At 69.0% G+C, this 20,918-nt stretch carries 26 protein-coding genes, 1 tRNA gene and 1 pseudogene; 15 read left to right on the forward strand and 13 right to left on the reverse strand.

Annotation, left to right across the window (positions count from 1 at the left end; genetic code table 11):
• Nucleotides 1-277: 277 nt before the first annotated feature.
• Nucleotides 278-655 (reverse strand): fic family toxin-antitoxin system, toxin component, encoded by a 378-nt coding sequence (locus FB157_RS21220; RefSeq protein ID WP_145881987.1) that lies wholly within the window; start codon nt 653-655, stop codon nt 278-280.
• A complete protein-coding gene (locus tag FB157_RS21225) occupies nt 655-894 on the reverse strand; it encodes a hypothetical protein (protein ID WP_145881989.1) in 240 nt (79 codons plus the stop codon). The genes FB157_RS21220 and FB157_RS21225 overlap by 1 nt, the downstream gene beginning before the upstream one ends.
• Before the next feature lie 244 nt (nt 895-1,138).
• Between FB157_RS21225 and tpg the strand changes: the two are divergent.
• A pseudogene (gene tpg / locus FB157_RS21230) lies at nt 1,139-1,351 on the forward strand (telomere-protecting terminal protein Tpg); the annotation flags it as partial.
• Nucleotides 1,352-1,608: 257 nt separating this feature from the next.
• Here the strand turns inward: tpg and FB157_RS21235 are convergent.
• The 6 genes from FB157_RS21235 to FB157_RS48570 all read right to left on the reverse strand — a co-directional run bounded on the left by FB157_RS21235 (nt 1,609) and on the right by FB157_RS48570 (nt 7,324).
• Nucleotides 1,609-3,603 carry a hypothetical protein gene (locus tag FB157_RS21235; RefSeq protein ID WP_145881991.1) on the reverse strand — a complete coding sequence of 665 codons (1,995 nt, stop codon included), beginning with the start codon at nt 3,601-3,603 and terminating at the stop codon, nt 1,609-1,611.
• A 391-nt stretch (nt 3,604-3,994) separates the two neighbouring features.
• Nucleotides 3,995-4,345, reverse strand: coding sequence for a helix-turn-helix domain-containing protein (locus tag FB157_RS21240; RefSeq protein WP_145881993.1), 351 nt, complete (start codon nt 4,343-4,345; stop codon nt 3,995-3,997).
• Nucleotides 4,346-4,347: 2 nt separating this feature from the next.
• On the reverse strand, nt 4,348-5,040 hold the full coding sequence (locus tag FB157_RS21245) for a DUF4259 domain-containing protein (protein WP_145881995.1): 693 nt from the start codon (nt 5,038-5,040) through the stop codon (nt 4,348-4,350).
• Between the two features lie 577 nt (nt 5,041-5,617).
• Entirely contained in the window at nt 5,618-6,328 is a 711-nt protein-coding gene (locus FB157_RS21255) for an HNH endonuclease family protein (protein WP_261386405.1), read from the reverse strand.
• A gap of 158 nt (nt 6,329-6,486) precedes the next feature.
• The gene (locus FB157_RS47400) at nt 6,487-6,645 is read right to left on the reverse strand and encodes a hypothetical protein (protein WP_186581618.1); all 159 of its coding nucleotides are present in this window, start codon (nt 6,643-6,645) and stop codon (nt 6,487-6,489) included.
• A 514-nt stretch (nt 6,646-7,159) separates the two neighbouring features.
• Complete coding sequence (locus tag FB157_RS48570; RefSeq protein WP_315903827.1) at nt 7,160-7,324, reverse strand: hypothetical protein; 165 nt, start codon at nt 7,322-7,324, stop codon at nt 7,160-7,162.
• 113 nt (nt 7,325-7,437) lie between these two features.
• On the opposite strand from FB157_RS48570, the gene FB157_RS21265 reads away from it, so the two are divergent.
• From FB157_RS21265 to FB157_RS21320, 11 genes are all read left to right on the forward strand, one after another.
• A complete protein-coding gene (locus tag FB157_RS21265; RefSeq protein ID WP_186581619.1) occupies nt 7,438-7,716 on the forward strand; it encodes a hypothetical protein in 279 nt (92 codons plus the stop codon).
• Between the two features lie 186 nt (nt 7,717-7,902).
• On the forward strand, nt 7,903-8,427 hold the full coding sequence (locus tag FB157_RS21270) for a hypothetical protein (protein ID WP_145881999.1): 525 nt from the start codon (nt 7,903-7,905) through the stop codon (nt 8,425-8,427).
• Nucleotides 8,428-8,581: 154 nt separating this feature from the next.
• Entirely contained in the window at nt 8,582-8,920 is a 339-nt protein-coding gene (locus FB157_RS21275; RefSeq protein ID WP_145882002.1) for a hypothetical protein, read from the forward strand.
• Nucleotides 8,910-9,389, forward strand: a complete 480-nt coding sequence (locus tag FB157_RS21280; RefSeq protein WP_145882004.1) for an RNA polymerase sigma factor — start codon at nt 8,910-8,912, stop codon at nt 9,387-9,389. The genes FB157_RS21275 and FB157_RS21280 overlap by 11 nt, the downstream gene beginning before the upstream one ends.
• On the forward strand, nt 9,386-9,895 hold the full coding sequence (locus tag FB157_RS21285) for a hypothetical protein (RefSeq protein ID WP_145882006.1): 510 nt from the start codon (nt 9,386-9,388) through the stop codon (nt 9,893-9,895). The genes FB157_RS21280 and FB157_RS21285 overlap by 4 nt, the downstream gene beginning before the upstream one ends.
• Nucleotides 9,892-10,410 carry a hypothetical protein gene (locus FB157_RS21290; RefSeq protein ID WP_145882009.1) on the forward strand — a complete coding sequence of 173 codons (519 nt, stop codon included), beginning with the start codon at nt 9,892-9,894 and terminating at the stop codon, nt 10,408-10,410. The genes FB157_RS21285 and FB157_RS21290 overlap by 4 nt, the downstream gene beginning before the upstream one ends.
• A 15-nt stretch (nt 10,411-10,425) precedes the next feature.
• Nucleotides 10,426-11,634 (forward strand): peptide ligase PGM1-related protein, encoded by a 1,209-nt coding sequence (locus tag FB157_RS48575; protein WP_261386417.1) that lies wholly within the window; start codon nt 10,426-10,428, stop codon nt 11,632-11,634.
• A gap of 17 nt (nt 11,635-11,651) precedes the next feature.
• Entirely contained in the window at nt 11,652-12,626 is a 975-nt protein-coding gene (locus FB157_RS21305) for an aspartyl/asparaginyl beta-hydroxylase domain-containing protein (protein WP_145882015.1), read from the forward strand.
• Nucleotides 12,627-12,644: 18 nt separating this feature from the next.
• Nucleotides 12,645-13,784 carry a glycine amidinotransferase gene (locus FB157_RS21310; protein WP_145882017.1) on the forward strand — a complete coding sequence of 380 codons (1,140 nt, stop codon included), beginning with the start codon at nt 12,645-12,647 and terminating at the stop codon, nt 13,782-13,784.
• A gap of 2 nt (nt 13,785-13,786) precedes the next feature.
• Nucleotides 13,787-15,022, forward strand: coding sequence for an ATP-grasp domain-containing protein (locus FB157_RS21315; protein WP_261386418.1), 1,236 nt, complete (start codon nt 13,787-13,789; stop codon nt 15,020-15,022).
• A complete protein-coding gene (locus FB157_RS21320) occupies nt 15,019-15,708 on the forward strand; it encodes a class I SAM-dependent methyltransferase (RefSeq protein WP_145882020.1) in 690 nt (229 codons plus the stop codon). Before FB157_RS21315 ends, FB157_RS21320 begins: the two co-directional genes overlap by 4 nt.
• Nucleotides 15,709-15,852: 144 nt before the next feature.
• Here the strand turns inward: FB157_RS21320 and FB157_RS21325 are convergent, their stop codons facing one another.
• Genes FB157_RS21325 through FB157_RS21335 form a run of 3 tightly spaced genes read right to left on the reverse strand, consistent with a single transcriptional unit; the run spans nt 15,853 to nt 17,478 of the window.
• The gene (locus tag FB157_RS21325; protein ID WP_145882022.1) at nt 15,853-16,188 is read right to left on the reverse strand and encodes a hypothetical protein; all 336 of its coding nucleotides are present in this window, start codon (nt 16,186-16,188) and stop codon (nt 15,853-15,855) included.
• An 18-nt stretch (nt 16,189-16,206) separates the two neighbouring features.
• Nucleotides 16,207-17,193 (reverse strand): phosphotransferase family protein, encoded by a 987-nt coding sequence (locus FB157_RS21330; protein WP_145882024.1) that lies wholly within the window; start codon nt 17,191-17,193, stop codon nt 16,207-16,209.
• Nucleotides 17,194-17,229: 36 nt separating this feature from the next.
• Nucleotides 17,230-17,478 carry a hypothetical protein gene (locus FB157_RS21335; protein WP_261386406.1) on the reverse strand — a complete coding sequence of 83 codons (249 nt, stop codon included), beginning with the start codon at nt 17,476-17,478 and terminating at the stop codon, nt 17,230-17,232.
• A gap of 283 nt (nt 17,479-17,761) precedes the next feature.
• On the opposite strand from FB157_RS21335, the gene lexA reads away from it, so the two are divergent.
• Together lexA and FB157_RS21345 are read left to right on the forward strand one after the other, a co-directional pair.
• A complete protein-coding gene (gene lexA / locus FB157_RS21340; RefSeq protein WP_145882028.1) occupies nt 17,762-18,433 on the forward strand; it encodes a transcriptional repressor LexA in 672 nt (223 codons plus the stop codon).
• Between the two features lie 58 nt (nt 18,434-18,491).
• Nucleotides 18,492-18,564 (forward strand) — tRNA-Trp (locus FB157_RS21345).
• 167 nt (nt 18,565-18,731) lie between these two features.
• On the opposite strand, the gene FB157_RS21350 is transcribed toward FB157_RS21345, so the two are convergent.
• Nucleotides 18,732-18,980, reverse strand: a complete 249-nt coding sequence (locus FB157_RS21350; protein WP_261386407.1) for a DUF6207 family protein — start codon at nt 18,978-18,980, stop codon at nt 18,732-18,734.
• 98 nt (nt 18,981-19,078) lie between these two features.
• On the opposite strand from FB157_RS21350, the gene FB157_RS21355 reads away from it, so the two are divergent.
• Complete coding sequence (locus FB157_RS21355) at nt 19,079-19,438, forward strand: hypothetical protein (protein WP_145882032.1); 360 nt, start codon at nt 19,079-19,081, stop codon at nt 19,436-19,438.
• Between the two features lie 63 nt (nt 19,439-19,501).
• On the opposite strand, the gene FB157_RS21360 is transcribed toward FB157_RS21355, so the two are convergent.
• Nucleotides 19,502-20,863 (reverse strand): hypothetical protein, encoded by a 1,362-nt coding sequence (locus FB157_RS21360; RefSeq protein WP_145882034.1) that lies wholly within the window; start codon nt 20,861-20,863, stop codon nt 19,502-19,504.
• Nucleotides 20,864-20,918: the final 55 nt, after the last annotated feature.

A 20,918-nucleotide genomic window follows, 5' to 3' on the forward strand; every position in this document is an offset into this window, starting at 1 on the left:
CCGATCGTGCCGGCCCCATACGCCAGCAGCCCTCGTACGCTCCCGTGGCGGGTGTTTCTATTTCTCGCCGACATTCCGGACATCGGCGATCGTGAAGCGTTCCTGAAGGCTGCAAACAACTGTTCTTGGAGATGACCTACGCAGCCACACGAGGGACATCCCAGCAGGGACACAAGAGTTCATCGAGCCGCTCCAGACGTCACACCTGAGGGGAATCGAGCAGTGTCAGGGGTGGAGCCGGTCGCTCGGGGGCTGCGATGCGTCCGAGGTGCGCGGTTCAGGTGGCCTGTGGCCAGACTCGTAGCAGGGCAGCGATGCGTTTGGCGGTGCAGCCGGGGTCCCGGAGCAGTTCGCGCAGGGCGATGGCGTCGTCTCGGGTGGGCTTGACCGGAATGCCGGAGGCCTCCAGGTACATGACGCCCGTCGCCGCGGCGACGGCCATGTTGGAGCGCTCCAGCCAGCGGCAGCGGCCGAGAATGTGCACGAGCGCGGCGGCACGGGCATAGGGGCCGTCGTAGACGGGCGTCTCCAGCAGCTCGGCCCGGTGGCAAGCGACCGCTGCCACGGGTACCCCGTAGTCGTCGGGGGCGGGATCCCCGGCGCCCGCGAGTTCGGCAACCTCCAGGATCCAGGGCACGTCGATGTACAGCTCCATCACGCCGCGTGTGCCCCCGGGGTGCGGCGGTCCGCCTCTTCCGCCTCGTCGAACACACTCTGATGCTCATCCAGGAAGCGCCGTGCGGCGTCCAGGCCTTGCCGCCGCAGTCCGCCGGCATCCTCCCGCACGAGACCGGCGATGTAGTCGCCAAGACTCTGCCCCCGGTCCCTGGCCCGACTCTCGGCCAATGCCTTGATCTCGTCATCCACCCGCGCGCCCAGCTGTGACTTCGCCATCCCCCTATGGTAACAGCTGTTACCAGATCATTTTGGGGTTGGTCGCCCACGCCTATGCCGCGACCGTCTGCTGACTATCGGCGGCAACCCGCGATGCTGCGCACCTTAATGCTGCTGATGAGCCGCTCGCCGGGTCTTTCACCTTCCCCCGCAATGAAGGGCCCGGCAGCTCATTTAGTGGGCGAGAGTGACGGTAATGGGCTGGTCAGGGCAGCGGGCGAGGCCTTCGGCCAGCGCGGCCTACAACGGACGCTTCCGCCGCCTCACCGTGCACCTCCCCCCGGCCTACGCGCAGCGCCTGTTCAACGCCCGCAACGCCGGGGCCAGCGACCAGGAGATGCGCGGGATCATCGTCGAAGGGTTTAAGGACGTCTATTTCCAGGACGGTGGCGCCCGCGCTATGGGGCTGTCAGACGTGGAAGTCAGCGACATCGGCTACCTGGATCTCGACTACTAATCCGGAGCCCTTTGCAGCGAACCTCGGCTACCCGGATGAGCCGAAACACGATAGTTGTCACACAGGCGCGCATGTTGTCACCGGCGGGGCTGCGGGCCTTCTGTCGGGTGCTCTGGCGGAGCTGCTCGGCGTGTGCAGCGAGCAGCGGTTTGAGGTACCCCGCTGCTGGGGCGGCCGCACTCGATCTGCCCGCCGTGACCGCCTATGGCAGTTCGGGACCACCGGGCCCGCCTTCGGCGCCGCCCGCCGGCCGGTCGTCACGGCAGGGCGAGGACGTCGTCGATCGCGGACCGGATCTCCTCGTCCTGCATGAAGGCTCGGTAGTCCCGGTACGTCGACAGCCGCCGGTCGGATCCCCGCACCGTACGCAGGGTTGCCCACGCCGCCGGAGAGACCGGGCCGATCCTGACGAGGGCGCGCAGCGCGTCGAGGAAGGAGCCGTAGGCGTCGCCGCCATCGGCGATGGGAAGGAGGTACTCCTCCAGGACGGATCCACTCGGCTCCGGCTCGCCAGTGATCGACCACAGCGCGACCGCCGCGCGCAGCCGCAGCCAGTTGTCACCGTGCTCCATGACACGCCGCACCCGGTCGGCGTAGCGCGCGGCCGCCGGTCCGAAATCGCCGAGGAGGCCGACGGGACCGTAAAGCGGCCCCTCCTCGGTCAGCACCGCCTCGCCGATGAGCTGCAGCGCCGCGTCGCGGTCGCCGCCCAGGCGCCAGGCCGCCCACGCCACCTTGTGATGGTTCCCGGGAAAGTCGAGGACCGTGCACCGGCGCACGGCGGGCTCGGCTGACGCCGCAGCCGGTCCCATCGCCACCAGCGCATCGACTGCGTCCAGTGAGTACCGAGCGTCGTCCAGCAGGGCCACCACCTCCGGCAGCGCGGCCGCCGCGGCCGGCCCCCACGCTTTGAGGACTTCCAGGAAGCAGCGGGTCAGCGAGCCGCCCACGCCGTCGTCCCGGAGCAGCTTCCGCACCGCGGGCAGCAGAACCTCCGCGTGCGCCCGCAGCGGGGCCAGGACGTCCTCGACCTCCGGCAGGTGGGGGTCACCCGAGACGTACCCGCGGGAGTACTGGCCCCGGTACGGCGCGTACAGCCGCTCGACGAGCCCCGGCAGCACGCGCTCGTCGCCGATGCGGGTCAGCGCCCAGCGGGCGTGGTCGCCGACGGTGCCCTCAAGAAATTCGGCCTCGCCCGGGTCGTCGAGGAGCGCGGCCAACTCGTCTGCGTACGGAGTCGCCTGCGAACCCAGCACGGCCAGCAGGTGGGTCGCCCGGTACCGTACGCCGTCGTCCGGCTCAGCGAGCAGCGCGCCCGCGAGCGGCAACAGCGCGGATGCCGCGGATGGCCGGACCACCAGCAGCCGCCACCCCTCGTCCAACGCGGCGCGGCACAGCAAGGTGTCCCCGTTCCGGCGCGCCGCGCCGATGAGCCGGACGACGAAGGCGAGTGCCGTCTGCGGTGCACCCTCGAACAGGTGGGTCGTCCAGGAAATGACATCCTCGCGGGTGAGGGCACTGTCGATGTCCGGCACGTACCAGATCGCCTCGAATTGCGGACGCACAGCTGGGTCGGACAGGACCTCCACCAGCAGGTCCAGCTCACGGACCGACGCCTGGGCATCGAACGCGGCCCAGGCGTGCACGGCCGCGACCCGCATGACGGGACCGTCCGTCCGCAGAGCCTCGGCCACCACCGCCCGTACCCGGTCCACCGGCTCGGCTTCGCCGACGTCGGCTGCGGCAGCCCCCAGCGCGAGCAGCACGGGCAGCCGCACCGTCGGGTCCGTCTCGGCGTGCCACCGCTCCAGCAGCACGCCGATGCCCTCTCCGAGGGGCAGGGCTTCCCTCCGCACCTCGGGCAGGGGGTCCGCGAGCAGCGCCCTGATCCGGGGGCGCTGGAGCCGCCATGCCTCGTGCCACCCCGCGTCCACCAGGCCCGGGTCGGCTTCGGCCACCGCCTTGGACAACCTTGCCAACAGCTGGACAAGCGTGGCCCGGGCGCCCATGTCCGGATCGCCGGCGAGGGCAACGACGAACGGCAGCGCGGCGGTTTCGACGGAGGCCACGCGTCCGGTGCCCAGCGCGAAGCAGTCGAACAGCGGGTAGCAGTCTTCCTCGGTCGCCACCCCGCCCTTGAGTGCCAGGCGACGCAGGGCGCGCCGCATCTCCTTGGCCGGGTGGTGCCCAAGCGCCGACTCCAGCCGCTCCCACGGCACATCGTCCAGCGCCTCGAGCGCTATGCCTGCCACTCATACCCCCCGTGACCTCGCGAATCGGCTCCCCTACGGACATCCTGTCATCGAAAGGGCCCTTTGCAGGATCGCTGGACCGGCTGCCCATCTGCCCTCTCGACACCGTCCACAAAAGCCAGCGCGACGCTCTACGAAGTTGGGTGGTGACAACTGCCCTGCTTTGAGCAGGCTGGTGACAACTAGCTTGCTTCGCCAATGACAACTACGGTGCTTCGTTCACGGGAACCCGCAGTGCGGCGTGGCCCGGGGGTGACAACAACCGTGCGTCGGCACTCCGGATCGGGGAACGGCGGAGGTGCGGGTTTCTGCCGTTCTCTCCTGCGGGCCGCGCAAAGCGTCTGTTGCAGAGTTCCGAGTACACCTGGCCGCCGTATCGGAGCAGGACCGCTCACCGTGGCGTCGGATCCGAGTCTGGCCGACAGCGGTCAGGAGGGTCGATGAGACGAGGGGAACGTCCGATCGATGCAGGCGTGCGCCCGAGGAGGCTCCGGGCGGTGCGGGTGAAGTGGGCTTGGTCGGCGAAGCCCGCGACGGCTGCGGCCGAGGCCGCAGACTCGCGCGGCAGTTCGGCGACGGCTACCCGCAGCCGGGCCCATTGCCGCAGCCGTGCGAGCGGGACGCCGACCGAGGCGTGAACGAGCGCGCGCAACCGCGGCGGTGAGAGCCCGACGTCGGCGCTGGAGTTGTCGTCCCATGTGCGCGAGAGAGGGTTCTGGCACGACTTCCGTGAAGCGGTCACGATTAGTGATCAGTGGGTGTTTCGAGTGCTTGGAGGATCTGCCGCACTTCCTGGCGCCACTGGTCGGCGTCGGCGCTGTCCACCCAGCTGGTTGCCAGTTCTGATCCGTCCTGGAGAACCCGGTCCAGTGCGAGTCTCGCCGACGCGCGAAGGGAGGCCAGCAGTTCGGGCAGTGGTTCCCTGGGGCCGTCATCGGGGTCAATCACGATGGGGCTGTCCGGGAGGGTGCTGGCGACGAGAGCGCCGGCGGCAACGGCTTCGGCCCCGTCTCCGCCATCGACGCGTTCTCCCGAGTCGGTGACTCGCTTGAATGCCCACTCCAGCACGTCGATGACCTGCTGGTGGGGGAGTCCCTCAAGTTCATCGACGAAGTCTGCGGCGAGGTCGCTGTCGAACGGGCCGGTTCCCCACGTTCCCGTGCATGGCTCCTGATACGGCTGTCTCGGACGAAGGCATGGTTCCAGGAGCCACTGACATCGGTCACGGGGCGAGGAGGCCCCGCTTGCGGAGCAGTGTGAAGACGGCGTGACCGAACATCTGGCGCTTGAGCATCTTGATCTCCTGTTGACGTGTCCTCGACGACGCCGGAGTTCCAGGGCAGGGGCAGGCCGGCGATGACGGCGTCGCGGTCTCGGTCGATGCCGGCTGCGAGAGTGTGGAGGCTGGGGAGGTCCTGGCGGACGGCGTCGAGCCACTGCGGGAGTCGTTCCCCCTGCCGCTCGGTGAGCATCTGGGCGAAGGATCGGACGTGACCGGTCAGGGCATCGAGTTCAGGGCAGTTGGCCAGGACGGTCTTGAGCCGGAGCTGTTCGATCTCGGTCAGCGTCTCGGGTCGGCTGAGGATCCATCTCGTCACCACGCAGAGCGGCCTTCCGGTGCGCTGCCGAGCCTTCGGGGGCACGTCATCCGCAGGACGGAGTCACACAGAACACGGGCCAGCACGGTGCGTTCACGGCCGAGGTGGGGAGCTGGCGTTGTCGTGGCGGGCGTCGTGACCGTCGGATGCCGGGTAGCCGCCAGCGAGCGCGATGCGGAGTCGGCGCGTGAAGCTGCCTTGGTCGGCCGAGGGGGGGGAGGGCCCGGCCAGGGCCTGGGCGAGGCGACCGAGGACGGTGTCGGCGTGCAGCACGCGGTCTCATGGTGATCGTGGCTGTAACGGTTCGGCAGCGCAGCGGGGAGCGGGACTGCCTGCGGGGTGCGACGAGGGTGTGGGATTGTGGTGCATGGCCGGGTCCTTCGCTTTCCCCCGTGGTGAAGGGCCCGGCCTCTCGTTCAGTGGGCGAGGGTGACGGTGATGGGCTGGTCGGGGCAGCGGGCGAGGCCTTCGGCGAGGGCGGTCTGCTCACCCGGGTCGATGGTGAGCTGGTAGCGGGTTTTGTCAGCGACCCAGTTGGTGAGGTACGTGCACCTGTAGCCGGCGTACGGGGGCAGCCAGGTGGAGGGGTCCTGGTCGGCCTTGGAGCGGTTGGAGGCGGCGGAAACCGCGATCAGGGCGCGCTCGTCGTCGAGGTCGTTGGCGTAGAGCTCGCGTTGCTTCGCCGTCCAGGCGGAGGCGCCGGAGTCCCAGGCTTCGGCGAGCGGCACCAAGTGGTCGACGTCGAGCTTGCGGGCGTTGTCGAAGTACTGGTCGTCGTACGGGCTGTACCAGGAGCCGCCGGTCAGGGTGCAACCGGGCCCGACCTCCGGGGCGTTGACCGCCTCGGACAAAAGCACCTCCGCCCGCGTGTTACAGCCGTCCTTGTCCGCGTCGGTCCAGTGCTTGAACTTGTCTCGGCTGTAGCCGGAGCGGCTCTCGTCCTGGACAGTGAGCGCCGCCAGGGCGTCACGGACCGGCAGGGTGATGGTGTCCCCTGGGGCATGCCGCTGAGTGGAGACGGCGTGTGCCGGTGCCGGGGGTGCGGCGTGTGCGGTGGTGGGCGCGAGCAGAGCGGCGAGCGCGGGCAGTGTGGCAGCCGCGGTGCGCAGGACGTGGGGGAGACGCACGGGCCTTCCTCTCGAAGATCACGGACAGGGTCGTGATCTTCGTACCGGCTGCCGGGATGGCCCGTGCGCGACTTTGCGTCCGGCTCACTCGCCCGGGTGGAAAGTCGCACCAACGGATCCCGGCCGGTGCCTGATCAGGGCTTCGGCCGGGTTTGCCGTCACAGCGGGGAGGTGAGGTGGCGCAGCTGGTTGACGAGAGCGGACCGGGGGAGGGGGACGCTGCCGATCTCGGAGAGGTGCTGGCGGGTGATGTGGGGGTGGATCTGGTCGATGTGGGGCGGGTTGAGCAGCGGTGCGGTGTGGCGGTCGCCGCACATGATGAGCGGGTCGAAGTGCGTACGAGCTGGGTGCGCCAGTAGTCGGCGTCGTGGTACTCGCCGCTGTGGGCGTGCTCGAGGAACAGGCAGTACTCGGCGACCTGGTGGCCGATGCCGGCGGCGAACCGCCACCAGAAGCGGGCGCCGCTGCTGTCTTCGGCGAGGTGGAGCAGGCAGGCGAAGACGAGCGCGCCGGCTTTGTCGGCGTACTGGCTGGCGATGAAGTCGGCGAGCTGGCCGTCGGCGTCGGCCCCGAACAGGACGAGGAGGCAGACGGCGTTGAGGTCCCGCCAGGCGCGGTCGGCGTCGGGGGTGCGGTCGTCCTCGGGTGGTGTCCACTCGGTGTGGGTGAGGGCAGCGTCCACGTAGCGCTGGCGGGGCGGGCGGTGCCGGGCGGCTTGCCGGCTGCGCAGTCTGGCTTCGGCGGCGGCGATGTCGTAGGTGGTGTAGCGGTTGCGGGTGAGGGCTTTGGCGAGCAGGTCGTCGACCGTGAGCCGGTCTGGGGCCAGGGCGGTCATGAGCGGTTCTTCCCGTCGGGGTGCTCCGGGCAGCGGAGTTTGAGCAGGGTGGCGAGGCGCCGGCGGCCGGTGCGGAGCTGGGAGCGGACGGTGGCTTCCTCGTTTCCCATCAGCACGGCGGCTTCGGCGGCGGTGAAGCCCATGCCGTAGTGCAGGAGGATCGCGTCGCGCTGCCGTTCGCTGAGCGCGGCGACGGCGGCGTAGAGGGCGAGGGTGTCGTAGGGGTCGTCGGCGTGGTCGCCGAGTGCGGCCTCGAAGGCGGCGGATGGCCCTCATGAAACGGCACACGGACCTGAAGAACCACTTCTACGAACGCGTCCGGACCGAGACCCCCCAGGTCCCCGAATCCGAGAAAAAGCTGCGGGACACCGTTACCCGGCTCAAGCAGACCGTCAAGAGCCAAAATGCCGAAATCGAAGAACTCCGCCAGCGGGTCACCCAGCTGACGCTGGCCGCCGCCGTTCTCAGCCGGACGGAGGACACCTCATCAGGACCGTCACAGCCTCTGGGACCGGTCCTGGGCAACGTCATCCCCCTCCGCCCCAACCCCTGACGAACACCGCGGTTGGGGGCGGGCGTTTGCAGTGATGATCATGCACGATGTCTGAGGGGACCGTTTTCGGAGGTTCGAGCCAATGGTCTGGACGTTGACTGTTACTGATGTTCCGGCAAAGTCTGTCGCTGGCGCAGGGTTGGCTTCGGCGTGCCATCAGATGCAGCGGTGAAGATTGGAGGGCCGATGAGCCTCATCTCGTACGCATGTGGCCTGTTCGGCGGTCTGACGCTCTTGATGCTCGGCTCGACGTGGCTCTCGAGCGGTTTGTGGGCCGTAGGCGCCTTCTCGAACAACTACACGCAATCCGTGGGAGGAAAGAAGTGGTTCCTCTGCAGCGTTTTCTGCCTGGGCGTCACCGGGGTTGCGTCGTTTGCCTTGTGGCAAGCCGCCGGACCGGATCACACGGGCGTCATCGTCGTTACCGTGTCCGTTCCGGCTATCGCGGTTGTGATGGCGGTGGCTTTCTGGCTCGCGCCGGCGGCGGCGGTGGCGTATGGCTCATGGTGGACACCTGCTGAGGACAAGACCACCTATAGGCAAGACCTGCAGTTTGCGCTGGTTTGTGTCCCCATCCGGCAGCGCGGCGGGCACGCCTGGGGGATGATCAAGTCCGGACCTCGGGCCGGTCTGAGGGCACGGCGATTCGCCGCCCGGTGCGCTGGTCCCGTGACAGTCAGAGGACATTCCTCCCGCCGCACGATTCGCTGATCGCCCACCGTGTCAACCGGCGATGGCAAGTGGCCGCCGGCCCGGGTGTCTCCATCGGTAGCGGACGGCCCGATGGCACCCGCTACCCTCCGAACAAATCTCTGTGATGCACGTCATATTTCACGTCGAGGCGGTTCGACTGCTCTAAGTAGCCATGACGGACAACAACGCCTTCGAGGCGGAGCCGACGCCTCATCAGAGCGAAGAGCAGGCCCCGCCCATCGCGAGCGAAGCTTCCCGCCGGACGCCTCCCGCCGGGGAGCCCGGAGAGGGCACGCAGAAGCCGAACGAGATAACCGCACTTGTCCTGCTCATCAACACGATCTTGGGCGGTCTGGGTACGTTGTACGCGACGACGAAGTCCACCCAAATCACGTTAGCCGCAGCCCTGCTGGTGTTCCTGATCACCGTCGTGGTCCTCGTTGTTCGGCGTGTGATCACGCCCGGCGGCAGTCCCAGTCCGCAGGGGGAGGACAGCAGGAGTGGCGAGTGAAGCAGACGGCTATGAAGCCTTCTTCCAGGAGCAATACCCAAAGGTGGTGGCCACCCTGATCTATCATCACGGATTCGCTGAGCAGATCGCCGAGGACGCCGCCCAAGAGGGCATGACCCGCCTACTGTTGGACTGGAAGAAGATCAACACTCCTCAGGCCTGGACACGGACTGTCGCATTCCGGGAGGCCGTGCGCATGGCCAAGGACCGACACGCACAACTCCCCGAGACGCCCCTCGCCGACCCCCAGGCCGCCGCCGATCTCGCCGCGGTTGAACTCGCCCTAATGACCGGAGCTGCCGTCAAAACCTTGCCGCCGCGCCAGCAGGAGGTCATGACACTCACCCTCGCAGACTTGAAGCCGGAAGAGATCGCCGAGATCCTCGGCTGCACCCCCCAACAAGCCCGCGGCAACCTCGCCCACGCCCGCCGCGCCCTGCAGCGCGCACTCGGAACGGAGGAGGCATGAGCACTGGACCTACCCGCAGCCCCGAGGCGGATGGCTCCGACGACGGCTACGCCCGACTCGTCGCTCGCTACTCTGCTCCGGAGACGGTCACCACCGCATTGGAGCAGGTGAAGGCCGAAGCACGTCGCCGGGAGAAGGCCAGGGAACTGGTCACCCGCGCGCGCGGCGGAGTGCTACACAATCACACCGTCCGCGAGATCGCCCGCTACTTCCGTACGGGCGACCGTGGCCGGGTGGACCTGCTGAAGGTCGCCAACGCCACCGGCATCCCGCTCAGCGACGCCCGCCAGGTCCTGCGCGAGTTCGTCGTCGCCGGCCTGCTGCATGAGTATGAGGAGGCGGTCGGGGACCATATCCGGCGATCCTACAAACTTGTCGACGGCGCCCAAGGCGGCATCACCGAGGTGTTCGTGGAGACAGAAGCCGCCGCGCGGCAGACGGAAAGCGCAGACGAGAAGGGGAGCAGTTGGGTTCCTGGCTGGCTCAAGTGGGGACGGGCACGATGAACGTGTTCGACGCTACTGTCGTACTCCTGCCGGGGATCATTTGGCTCTTCCTGATCATGGCGTTACTGCTGATCCTCGGCGGCGGCCTGAGATACGTGATGTCTGCCGGTGATCAGGGTTCCATTTCAGCGGCCAAAAACTCGATCCTCTACGGAGTCATGGGCTCCGGGGCGAGCGCCATCGCGCTACTGGCCGCTTACCTCCTACACAACCCGAGTCTCGGGGAGACCTTCCGCGGCATGGGCGCGGGAGGGGTGCTCAGCGCAGCAGCGTGGTTGATCCTTTCCGGTGCGTACATACCGAAGGCAGTAGCCTCCTACAGTGCATGGTGGATGCCGGTCGCCGAGCGGGCTGCGCACCGGCAGGACATGCTTTTTGCCCTGAGCCGGGTGCGCTGGGGAACGCGGAGCCGGCATGCCTGGGGGCTGCTCACATCCAGTCCCAGAGCCGGACTGCGGGCACGTCGCTACACTGCACGCCTTGAAGTCAAGAACGACCTAACGGAGTCCTATTGAGATCGGCTAACACCGATCTCGACAGACGCTCGCCCTAGACCCACGTCCCACTCGGCGCCGTCCAGCCAGTACGGCGGCCGCCTGCTCGACCCGCAGATGCTCACCCACCCCGACCTCCTTGACCAGGTGCGCTCCGTGCTCGCCGGGCACGGCGGAGCCGAGGAGGTTCAGGAGGTGTGGGCGCTGTGGCCGTCCGCGTCCGTCGCCCGCTTCGCCACAGCCCTCGGCCTGTCCGAGAAGCTGCCCGGTGCCGGTTTCTTCGCCCAGGGCGGCGGCGAGCTCGTCAACAACAAGACGGTGTTCAGGATGCTCGCGGCCGCGGCCGGGACGCCCGTCGCCGCGGGCACCGTCGTCCGCGACCCGGGCGAGGCCGCTGCCGCGACCCAGCAGCTGCTGGACGGCGCCGGGGCGGTCGTGGTCAAGCAGGCCCACAACGGGGCCGGGGTGGGCAACGAGCTGCTCGTGGCCGACCCCTTGCTGGCCACCGGCCATGCCGGCGCCCGCCACCTGCACCAGCTGGGGCGCACGGACCTGATCACGGGCGTCACCGCGTACTGGTCCGAGCGCTGGACGTGGGCGTCAGCCGACGGCCGCTTCCCCGTCGTCATCGAGGAGTTCATCCCCGACGCGCGGACGGTGTACTGCGAGCAGCACCTCACCGACACCGGCATCCAGCCGACAGAGATGGGCGAGTTGCGCTACACGAGCCGGCGCCTGAGCCACGAGAGCGTCCCCCTGCGGGACCTCACCCCGACCGTGGAGAAGCAGCTGCTGGAGGGCTCGGCCCGCCTCGCCGCGACCTACCAGAACGTCGGCTACCGCGGCCGCCTCAGCACCGACGCGATCGTCACCCCCGACGGGCAGGTGCTGTTCACCGAGGTCAACGCCCAGGTCACCGGGTCCTGGCACATCTACGAGGTCTTCGCCCACCACATCGTGCACGCGAACGCCGCCCCCGAGCGCACCGTCACCGAATCCCACGTTCCCGCCCACTGGACGGTCCCGGACGGCGCCACCTTCCACCGCACGCTGACCGAGCTCGGCCTCGCCTACGACCCCGCCACCCGCACCGGAGTGATCGTGTCGATGCCCATCGTCGACCCGCCCTCCGGCAGCGGCGCCCAGTTCACCTTCTCCACCGTCTACGACACCCCGGCCGGCCACGACGCGATCTGGAACGCCCTGGACGCCCGCTTCACCGCGCCCTGCCGCGCGGCGGCCTGACGAAAGGCACATCCCCGATGAGCACCACGACACCCGCGCGGCCCGCACCGGCGGCCCGCCTGACTCCCGTCTTCGACGCCGCCCGCCTCGCCCGCGAACTCGATGCGGTCACCGAACACGAGTGGGAGCGCCAGCGCACCCACTACGCCGCCGACCGCATCGGCCCGGACACGCCGACCGACTGGCGCGTCCTGCCGCTGCGCAGCCCCGGCGGCGACCCCACCCGCACCGACCCCGGCGGCCCCGGCCCCGACGACTACGCCGCCACCTGCTGGCTTCAGCAACTGCCCTACCTGCAAGAGATCCTCGACAGCATCCCGGCCCCGCTGAACGCCGTACGGCTGCTCGCCCTCGGCCCTGCCGCCGCCTCGCAGCCGCACTGCGACCCCAAGTACGCCCTGGAGCGGGGCATGGTGCGCCTGCACATCCCGATCGTCACCCACCCCGGCGCGGTCCTTGTCCTCGACGGCACCGAACACCGCTGGCAGCCCGGCGCCTTCTGGTACGGCGACTTCTCCCGCGAGCACCTGGTGCGCAACACCGGGCCCGTACGGCGCGTCCACGCGATCATCGACGCGCTGCTCACCCGCGAGCTCGCCGTGTTCTTCCCCGAACCGTGGCAGGAGGCTCTCGCCGACGCCGACGTGCTGTTCAACCGGCAGCCCGCCCCCACGCAGCCGGCCGCCACGCTGCCGACCTCCCTGGCCCTGCCGTCCGGATTCATGGACTTCGGCCACGACACCCCGCTGGAGGGCCACACCACGGCCGTCGAGCTCGCCGAGCGCGGCGACGGGCTCGACCTTCAGGCCGGGGAGCACCGCTACGCCCTCGTGCCCGTCGCCGACGGCGAGTACCGCTACGCCGGCTGGAGCGAGCAGCGCACCCTCCAGCTCCGCGGCGACCGCGTCGTGCTGCATGCCCGGCACGGCCGCGCCCTGACCAGCCAGCACGTTCCCTTCCCGGCCGCCGACGGCAGCCGGGCCGGCGCCTGACGAAACGAGGACGAACCCATGCTGAACAGCTACGACGACTTCACCCCACTGAGCGAGATCATCGTGGGGTCCGCGGAGAACTACGTGGGGCACGACCGTGACCTCACGTTCGAGTTGTTCTTCCACGAGGCCCTCGGCGGCTACCGCTCCGACTGGGCCTACCCGCGCCTGGCCGCCCGCGGCAGCGCCAAGGCCGAGACGTGGAAGATCAGCATGCGGTACACCGAGGAACTCCACGAAGACGTCGAGAACCTCGCCGTTACGCTCACTTCGCTCGGTATCACCGTGTACCGGCCGCTGCCGCTGCCCGAAAACGCCTTACCGATCGCCGGGCTGGGCTGGCAGGCCGCCCCGACCCCCGCCCTGAACGTGCGGGACAACACTCTCATCCTCGGCGACGAGATCATCGAAACGGCGCCCGCGATCCGCAGCCGCTACCTGGAGACCCGGCTGCTGACCCCGGTCTTCCGCCGCTACGCCGATGCCGGCGCCCGCTGGTCGACGATGCCCCGGCCCACTCTCACCGACGCCAGCTTCGACCTCTCCTACGCTCGCGACGCCGCCACCACGCTCGGCGGGCCGACCGAGCCGATCACCGACCCGCAGCCCAGCCCGTACGACGTCGGCATCGAGATGATGCTGGACGGCGCTCAGGTCCTTCGCCTGGGCCAGGACCTCATCGTCAACATCGCGCAGGACAACCACCGGCTCGGCGCCGACTGGCTCCAGCGGCAGGTGGCCGGCCGCTTCCGCCTTCACCGCGTGCACCGCATGGCCGACAACCACATCGACTCCATGCTCCTGGCCCTCAAGCCCGGCGTGTTCCTGGCTCGGCACGCCGGGCTGCGCGACATGCTCCCGGACGCCTTCCAGAGCTGGAAGTTCATCGTGCCGCCCGAGCCCGACCCTGGGAGCTTCCCCACCTACGACGACACCGACCTGGTCCTCACCAGCCCCTACATCGACATCAACGTGCTGTCTCTGGACGAGCAACGCGTGCTGGTCAACGTCGACTGCACCGGCCTGATCAAGACCCTGGAGGGCGAGGGCTTCACCGTGATCCCGGTTCGCCACCGGCACCGCCGCCTGTTCGGCGGCGGATTCCACTGCTTCACCCTCGACATGCGCCGCGCAGGCGGACCGGTGGACTACCGGTGAGCATGCCGGTCCTGCTGCTGGAGGCGGCCGGCCCCGAATCCGAGCAACTGACCCGGGCCGCGGCCGCCTCCGGCCACCACGTGCACGCCGTCACCGACTCCACCACCCTCGCCACCTACTCCCGCGAGCTGCGCCAACTCCTGGCGGGCCACCTGGTCACCGATTTCGCCCGGCCCGATCAAGCCCTCAAGGACATCACCGGCTACGGGCGCCGGATCGGTGCGAAGGCCCTGCTCACCGCCAACGAGTACCTCACCGACCTGGCCGCCCGGGCGTGCGCGGCTCTCGACCTGCCCGGCAACGATCCCGAACGCGCCGCCGCCGCACGCAACAAGGCCCTCATGGCGGCCAGGTTCGACGCCGGCCACGTCGCCACGCCCCGCACCACGATCGTCACGGATCTGCGCGAGCTGCGAGCCGCAGCCGCTGCGGTCGGCTTCCCGTGCGTCATCAAACCGGCCGACGGCGCCGGATCGGCCGGCGTCACCGTGGTCACCACTCCCCACGCCTTGCAGTCGGCCTGGCACGCCGCCCGCCAGGCGAAGGCGATGTACGGGATGCCGCGCGATGAGCGTGTCCTGGTCCAAGAACACGTCCGCGGCCGCGAGTTCAGCGTCGAATCCGTCACCCAGCACCAGGTCACCACCCATCTGTGCATCACCCGCAAGCACACCACGGGCGGCATCCACCGCGTCGAGCTGGGCCACGCGCTGCCCGCCCGTCTGCCCGCGGCCGCCGAGCGGGCCCTGCTCGAACAGGCCGAACGGGCGATCGCCGCGGTCGGCGTCCGCAACGGCGCCACCCACACCGAACTCGTCCTCGGCCCCGACGGCCGGTGCACCGTCCTGGAGATCGGCGCCCGACTCGGCGCTGGACACATCGGCGTCCTGATCCAACACGCTCTCGGCATCGACCCGTGGCGCTCCCTGTGGGACATCGCCCTCGGCCACCCGGCCACCCTCACCCCAGCGCGAAACGGGTACGCCGCCGTCCGGTTCCTGACCACGCCCCGCGCAGGCCGACTGGTCGCCGTCACGGGCCTGCCGGAGATGACCACCACCATCCCCGCCGTACGCGTGCGGGCGGCTGAGGGTACGGACGTGGGTCCGGCGACGTCCAACCGCGGCCGCCTCGGCCATGTCATCGTCACCGGCCGCGATCCGCGCACGGTCGACGACCAAGCCGACCAGATCCTGCGCCAGATCACCGTCACCGTCGACCCGGGGAGCGGGACGTGAGCACACCACCCGACAGCTGTGCGGCCGACACGGCCGGCCACCAGACCACCAGCGCTTCGGAGTTCGACCGCCTCTTCGGCAGCGAAGGACAGACCGGTGACAGCGCCTTCGGCGCGATCGCGCGCCTGGTCGACCCGGACCTCCCGCCGGATCTGGACCTGTTCTCTTTCCTCTGCGCCGATCTGCTTCACCACATCGCCCAGCAGCTCGACCTGCACCCGGGACAGCTCCTGACCGACCTGGGCTGCGGCCGCGGAGGTCCCGGCCTGTGGCTCGCCAGCCACACGCACGCGGCCTTGATCGGCATCGACTTCTCCCCGGTCGCCATCGCCCAGGCCCGCCGCCGGGCCACGCCGCTCCCCGTCGACGCGGCCTTCGCCGTGGCCGACCTCGCCGGCCTCCCGCTTGCCGATCAATGCGTGGACAGGGCTGTGTCGTTGGACGCCCTGCAGTACGCGCCCGACCGCTCGCCGCCGCCCGCCAGGCCCTGCGCATCCTCAAGCCCGGCGGCCGCCTGGTGCTCACCGGCTGGCGCCCGCACACTCCCGGCGACGAGCGCCTTCCAGCACGGCACCGGCACACCGACTGGAGGCGTGTGCTGCGCGCGGCGGGCTTCACCGGCCTGCACTGCGCCGGGGCACCGGCGTGGGACGCCGCCTACCAGGGGATCTACCGCACCGCGCTGACGTTGCACGCCGAGCCTGGTACGGCGCTCGCCGGACTGCAGGGCGAGGCTCGACGGCGGTTGCCCACCGCGCACCTGCTGCATCGCGTTGCCATCACCGCGGTACGGAGCTGACCGGGGAAAGTCGTCTGTGCTCGGCCGCCGGTTACCAGGGCGCGAGGTCAGGGTCGTAGTCGATCGCCGCGGCGACGTCGTTCAGTGCATCCGCCCGGGCAGCGTCCTGGGCGCGGGTCTCGTTCTCCCCCTCGATCAGCTCCGCCTCCCGCTCGGCGCGGGCTACCTCGAGGGCGTTGTCGAGTTCCTCCGCGGTTGCGCCCAGCCGAGTGGCGCTGCCGTACCAGGAGGCGAGGCTGCTTTGCAGGTCGGCGGGGCCTGACCAGCCGGGTTCGACCGTGCCATCAGCCGTCATGCGTTCGTGGGCGAGAGCGGCAGCGCCGTAGCTGCGCAGCGCCTCCTCCTTCGTCACGGGCCGATACGGCATGTGGTTCGTCTCCTCGCGTCAGGTCAGCTGGGTCAGAACTGCAGCCATGGAGGTGTAGGTGTCGCGGACGCCGTCGTTCTTGTGGAGACGGTGCCGCTCCAGGCGGATGGCGCCCAGGTGGCGGGCTTCGTAGACGAGGGAGCGCCAGGTGGCCGCGGCGGACGTGTCGCGGGTGCCGTAGGTGTCCCAGAAAGCGGTGCGCTCGTCCTGCTTGGCGCTGGCCATGCGGATGGTCCAGTCAGCGGCCGGATCGCCGAAGAGAGTGCGGTCCAGGTCGAGGACCCCGGTGATCACCGGTTCGGGTGCCTTGGAGTCCAGCATGGTGTTGACGGTCCACAGGTCGCCGGTGAGCAGGCGCGGTTCGGTGATCTCGTCGAGGGCACGGTGGTGTTCTGCTGCGAGGTCGGCGACCTTGCGTACGTCGGCTGCGTCCAGGCCGAGATGCCCCAGGTCGTCGGCAATGGCGTGAAGGGAGGCGATCACGGCCGCGCTCCAGGTGGGATGTCCAGGCCCCGCGACCGGACCGAAGTGCGGGCCGCGGACGGCGTGAACGCGTGCCGTGATCTCGCCGAGCTGGGCGAAAAAGCCAGGCCAGGTGTCGCGGGGGTAGGCGCCGAGACGCTCGGGGGCGGGCACACCGGTGAGGTGGCTCTGCACGATCCAGTCGCGGCCGGTGATCTCCTGTGACCAGTCGGCGAACAGGACGCGCGGGACGAGGCCAGCGATGGGGGAGAAGTAGGGGACGGTGGCCGCCTCGTTGCGCATCAGCTCCCGCTCGGAGCTGAACTGCTGCCCCGGAGCGGGGGCGATGCGCAGGATGACCGGTGTCTCCATGCTGTCGACGGTGATCCGGTAGGTCGTGTTGTACATGCCGCCGCCGAGCTCCACAGCGGAGACGACGCGCGCGGCGTCCCCGAAGGCGCGTCGGCCGATCGCCTGGATGTCCTCGGCGGTGACGGGCTGCTGAAAGGCGTGCGGGTCGCGGGGGATGGATCGGAAGTCCATGGAGCTCCTTCAGGCCCGAGAGGGGAAAGTGGCTGTTCAGAAGTATGCGACGGAGTTGCGGGACCGGTGGGGGGTGGTGGTGGGCTTCCCGACCCGCGCATCTCCGCGCAGTAGTTCACCTTCCAGGGCGTACCGGTCGCCGTGCTTGCTGATCCCGGTGATCGTGGCAACGGCCAGCACCAGACCATCGGTGCTGACGATCTGCACTTCGTCCTGGGCCAGGGCTCGGTCCGCGTTGAACTTCCAGATGCCGCGGCCGGCCAGCCACGCCTCGTCCTCAGTCATACCTGGGCGCCACCCGATCGTGGACCGGCCGAGGCGGTCGCCCGGCTCTGCGGGCCGCTCCGGGCCCAGCTGGATTTGAAGCACACCCACTCCTCAACTTTCTAACTTGTTGGAAAGTTACAGGCAGGCGTCATAACTTGTCAACAAGTTAGAAAGTTAAGGGCAGATCGTCAGGCCGGACCAGCAGCCTCGACCCGACGGCTCGGAAATTCGACAAGGTGTTCCATTTGGGGAGGATGGCGGGTTAGGGTCGTTCCGAACGATCTTGTACGGAGGTGCCGGGATGGAGAACGCCGCGCCCGCCCGCCGGGGCCGTCCCCCGGGCTCCCAGACTGCTGAGGGGCACCTGACGAGCCGCCAGTCGGCCATCGTCCGCTACATCACCGAGACGGTCGACCGGCAGGGCTACCCCCCGTCGATGCGTGAGATCGGCCAAGCCGTGCACCTGGCCAGTACCTCCTCTGTCGCCCACCAACTGATGGCGCTCGAACGCAAGGGCATCCTGTACCGCGACCCGCACACACCTCGCGCCTACCGCGTCAGGCCCTCGTGGGCGCCCGACCTCGGAGGCAGGAGCGAGGCACCGGTCGACGTACCGCTCGTCGGACGGATCGCCGCCGGCGCACCGCTGCTCGCCGAGGAAATGGTCGAGGACGTCTACTCGCTGCCCCGCCAGGTCGTAGGCGACGGCGACCTGTTCGCCCTGACCGTGGCCGGTGACTCCATGATCGACGCGGCGATCTGCGACGGCGACATCGTGACCGTGCGACGGCAGGATAGCGCTGACCACGGCGACATCGTCGCCGCGCTCCTGGAGGACGAGGCGACCGTCAAGGTGCTGCGCAGGCAGGAGGGGCAGGTGTGGCTGATGCCTCGCAATCCCGCCTACGACCCGATCCCGGGCGACCAGGTGCAGATCCTCGGCAAGGTTGTCGGCGTCCTGCGGGTGCTCTGAGAAGACGGAAATCCCTTGGAGATCCACCTGTTCGGCGTGCCAAGCTGTCACCCACCAAAGGGGTGTAGCTCAGAGGTCAGAGCGCCGGTCTCCAAAACCGGATGCCGCAGGTTCGACTCCTGCCGCCCCTGCTTACGCGGGCGCCGTCCTCGTTCTGCGGGCCCGCAAGTAGTACACCAACTCCACCGAGAGCCCTCCTGCGACGACTTAGCCCAGAGCGGGCGCGCGTCAGAGACGGGTGTGGCACCGTTGACGTGAGGCCTGGTTCGTCACTCCCCCCGTGGTGACGGACCAGGCATCATTCTCTGCCGGTCTCCAGTACCCGCTCCGGCGGGGAGGTCTGCTTGAGGACCTGCCGTAGGTCGGTGTACATCCGCAGCCGCACCCCGGGCTGGCCAGGATCCCGGGTGGTGCGCTCGGCGGTCGCCGTCCCCCAGGTTCGGGCGATCGAGGCTTGGAAAGCGAGGACGGTGTCATCGTCGAAGCCCGCCACGTCGATGACGAGCAGGCCGGGTTCGCACAGGTGTGCTTCTCGGATCGGGTCCACGTCTGTCAGTACGTGTTCGTGCCCGGCTGGGGTTCTGTTCAGGCTGGGGATCCACCCGACTGGGCGAGTTGTCAGTGGCGACGTCTACCGTCCCTTGCATGACCAGTTCACCGAACTCCCCCAAGAGCGCATGGGTGTTGGAGGCCACCATCCGGACAGCGCCAGCCGCCCACTCTCAATGGCAGGAGCAACTCGACAGGCTCCGCCAGATCGCCTCGTACGATCCGGAGACCCAGACGTGGCATGCCCGCCTTGGCGCGCTCGACCTGGCGGGCGTGGAGATGCTGCAGGCCCTCTTCGACGCCGCGCGCGTCCACGGCACCGAGGTGCGCCTTACACCCGTGGCGGTCCCGGCGTACTGGGACGGTCCCTTCTTCACGCGGAGCCCGGACGTGGCCGCTCTGCTGGAGGCGCAGACCGACCGCGGCCGGCCGCTCGGTCAGTTGCCTTTGGCCTGAGGAGCGCGGCGGGTATCGGACTGGGCGCTTGCCCATGCAGGACCCTCCGCTGCTCCGAGAGCGTCAGCTGCTCACTCTGAAGCGGCGGAACATGTGCGGGAGGAACTGCCGCAGAAGGGACTGGGCGCCATCGAGACGCTTGAGCTCGTCGTGGCCGAAGCGGAAAACGTCGTACCCCCTGAGCTTGAGATCTCGGTCAGCGGCGACCATGTCCGCGTACTTGCCCGTATCCGGCGTGCGGCCGCGGTCGCGGGTGTAGTGCTGTGATCCGTCGACCTCCAGGACGACGCGCTGTCCGTGAGGCAGCAGCAGGAGAAAATCCATGCGGGAGCGCAGCAACGCCTCGGGGCCTCGCTCCTTGACGGTCCTGTGGTCCCAGTGCAGCCACACTTCGGGCAGGAGGGCCGGGTCCCCAGGGGACGGCCCGAGGATCTGGTGGTAGGCGATGAAGAGGTTTTGCTGGCCTTCCGAGTTGTCTGGCAGGCTCTTGAGGAGTCGTTGGTACAGGGCCCCTCTGGCCTCGGTCTCACTGCTGATCTCGCGGGCGTCCTGCCACCAGGTATGCAGATCACGCCAGCGCAGGCCCTCGATGGGGACCTCACGGTCGTAGACGAGGGTGTCGTCCGGGTTGCCTCCGACGATCTCGATGTCGTTGTCCACCGAGGACCGGAAGCGGATGTCGGGCTTGGTGAACGAGGCAAAGATGATGTTCTTCGGCCGCCGGGTGCCATGCAGCGGCGTGGGCACCACGGTGAACACGGGATAGCCGCCATCGTTGCCGGTCGCTCTCAACTCGACCCCGGCAGTCCGGAGATGACCGTTGATGGTGCCGACCGTCTTCTCCTGGAGGTGCTCGTCAAGGAGGACGTCCGCTGATACCAGGCCTTCCAGGAAGCGGGCGAGCCGGGCGTCCCCGGCCTCGAACACCCCGAGGTTGTCGAAAAGGTCTTCCGTAGACCAGTCCCCGGGGTTGCGGAAGACGTGTCGCTCGATGCGATCTCTCAGCGTCACCGGACGCGTCCCGTTCACCAGCAGGCCCTCCAGCTCCTCGAAGGAGAGGCCCGAATCGTCGGCTATCCAGAATTGGTCAAGCAGCCGCAGGAACCGGTCGTGGTGCTGGACCAGCTCCGACAGGTCGAGGGCGCGCGCCAGTTCGCGGCGAGCCTTTTTAGGGATCTCGGGCGGTGCGTCCTCTGCCCACAGCAGGTCCTCGAGCTGGTAGCGACGCGACGGACTCACATGGACGGGGCTCTGCTCCAGGATGCGTCGCGTGACCTGTGGCAGCTCAGCGTCGGGTACCTGACCGAGACTCAGCTCGATCCGCTCGTGTTTACTCCCGGCATCATCAGGGACCGGTGGCATTCCCAGCTGTTCGAAGGCCGGATTCAGTTCCCGGTGCGTCAGACTGCCAAGACCCGCGACCACCTCGCCGACCAGTGTGGGTCATGTCCGCGGGAGTGGTGTATCGACGGCCACTCGG

Origin of the sequence: Streptomyces sp. BK340, assembly GCF_007827595.1 — a bacterium.
Lineage (GTDB): Bacteria > Actinomycetota > Actinomycetes > Streptomycetales > Streptomycetaceae > Streptomyces.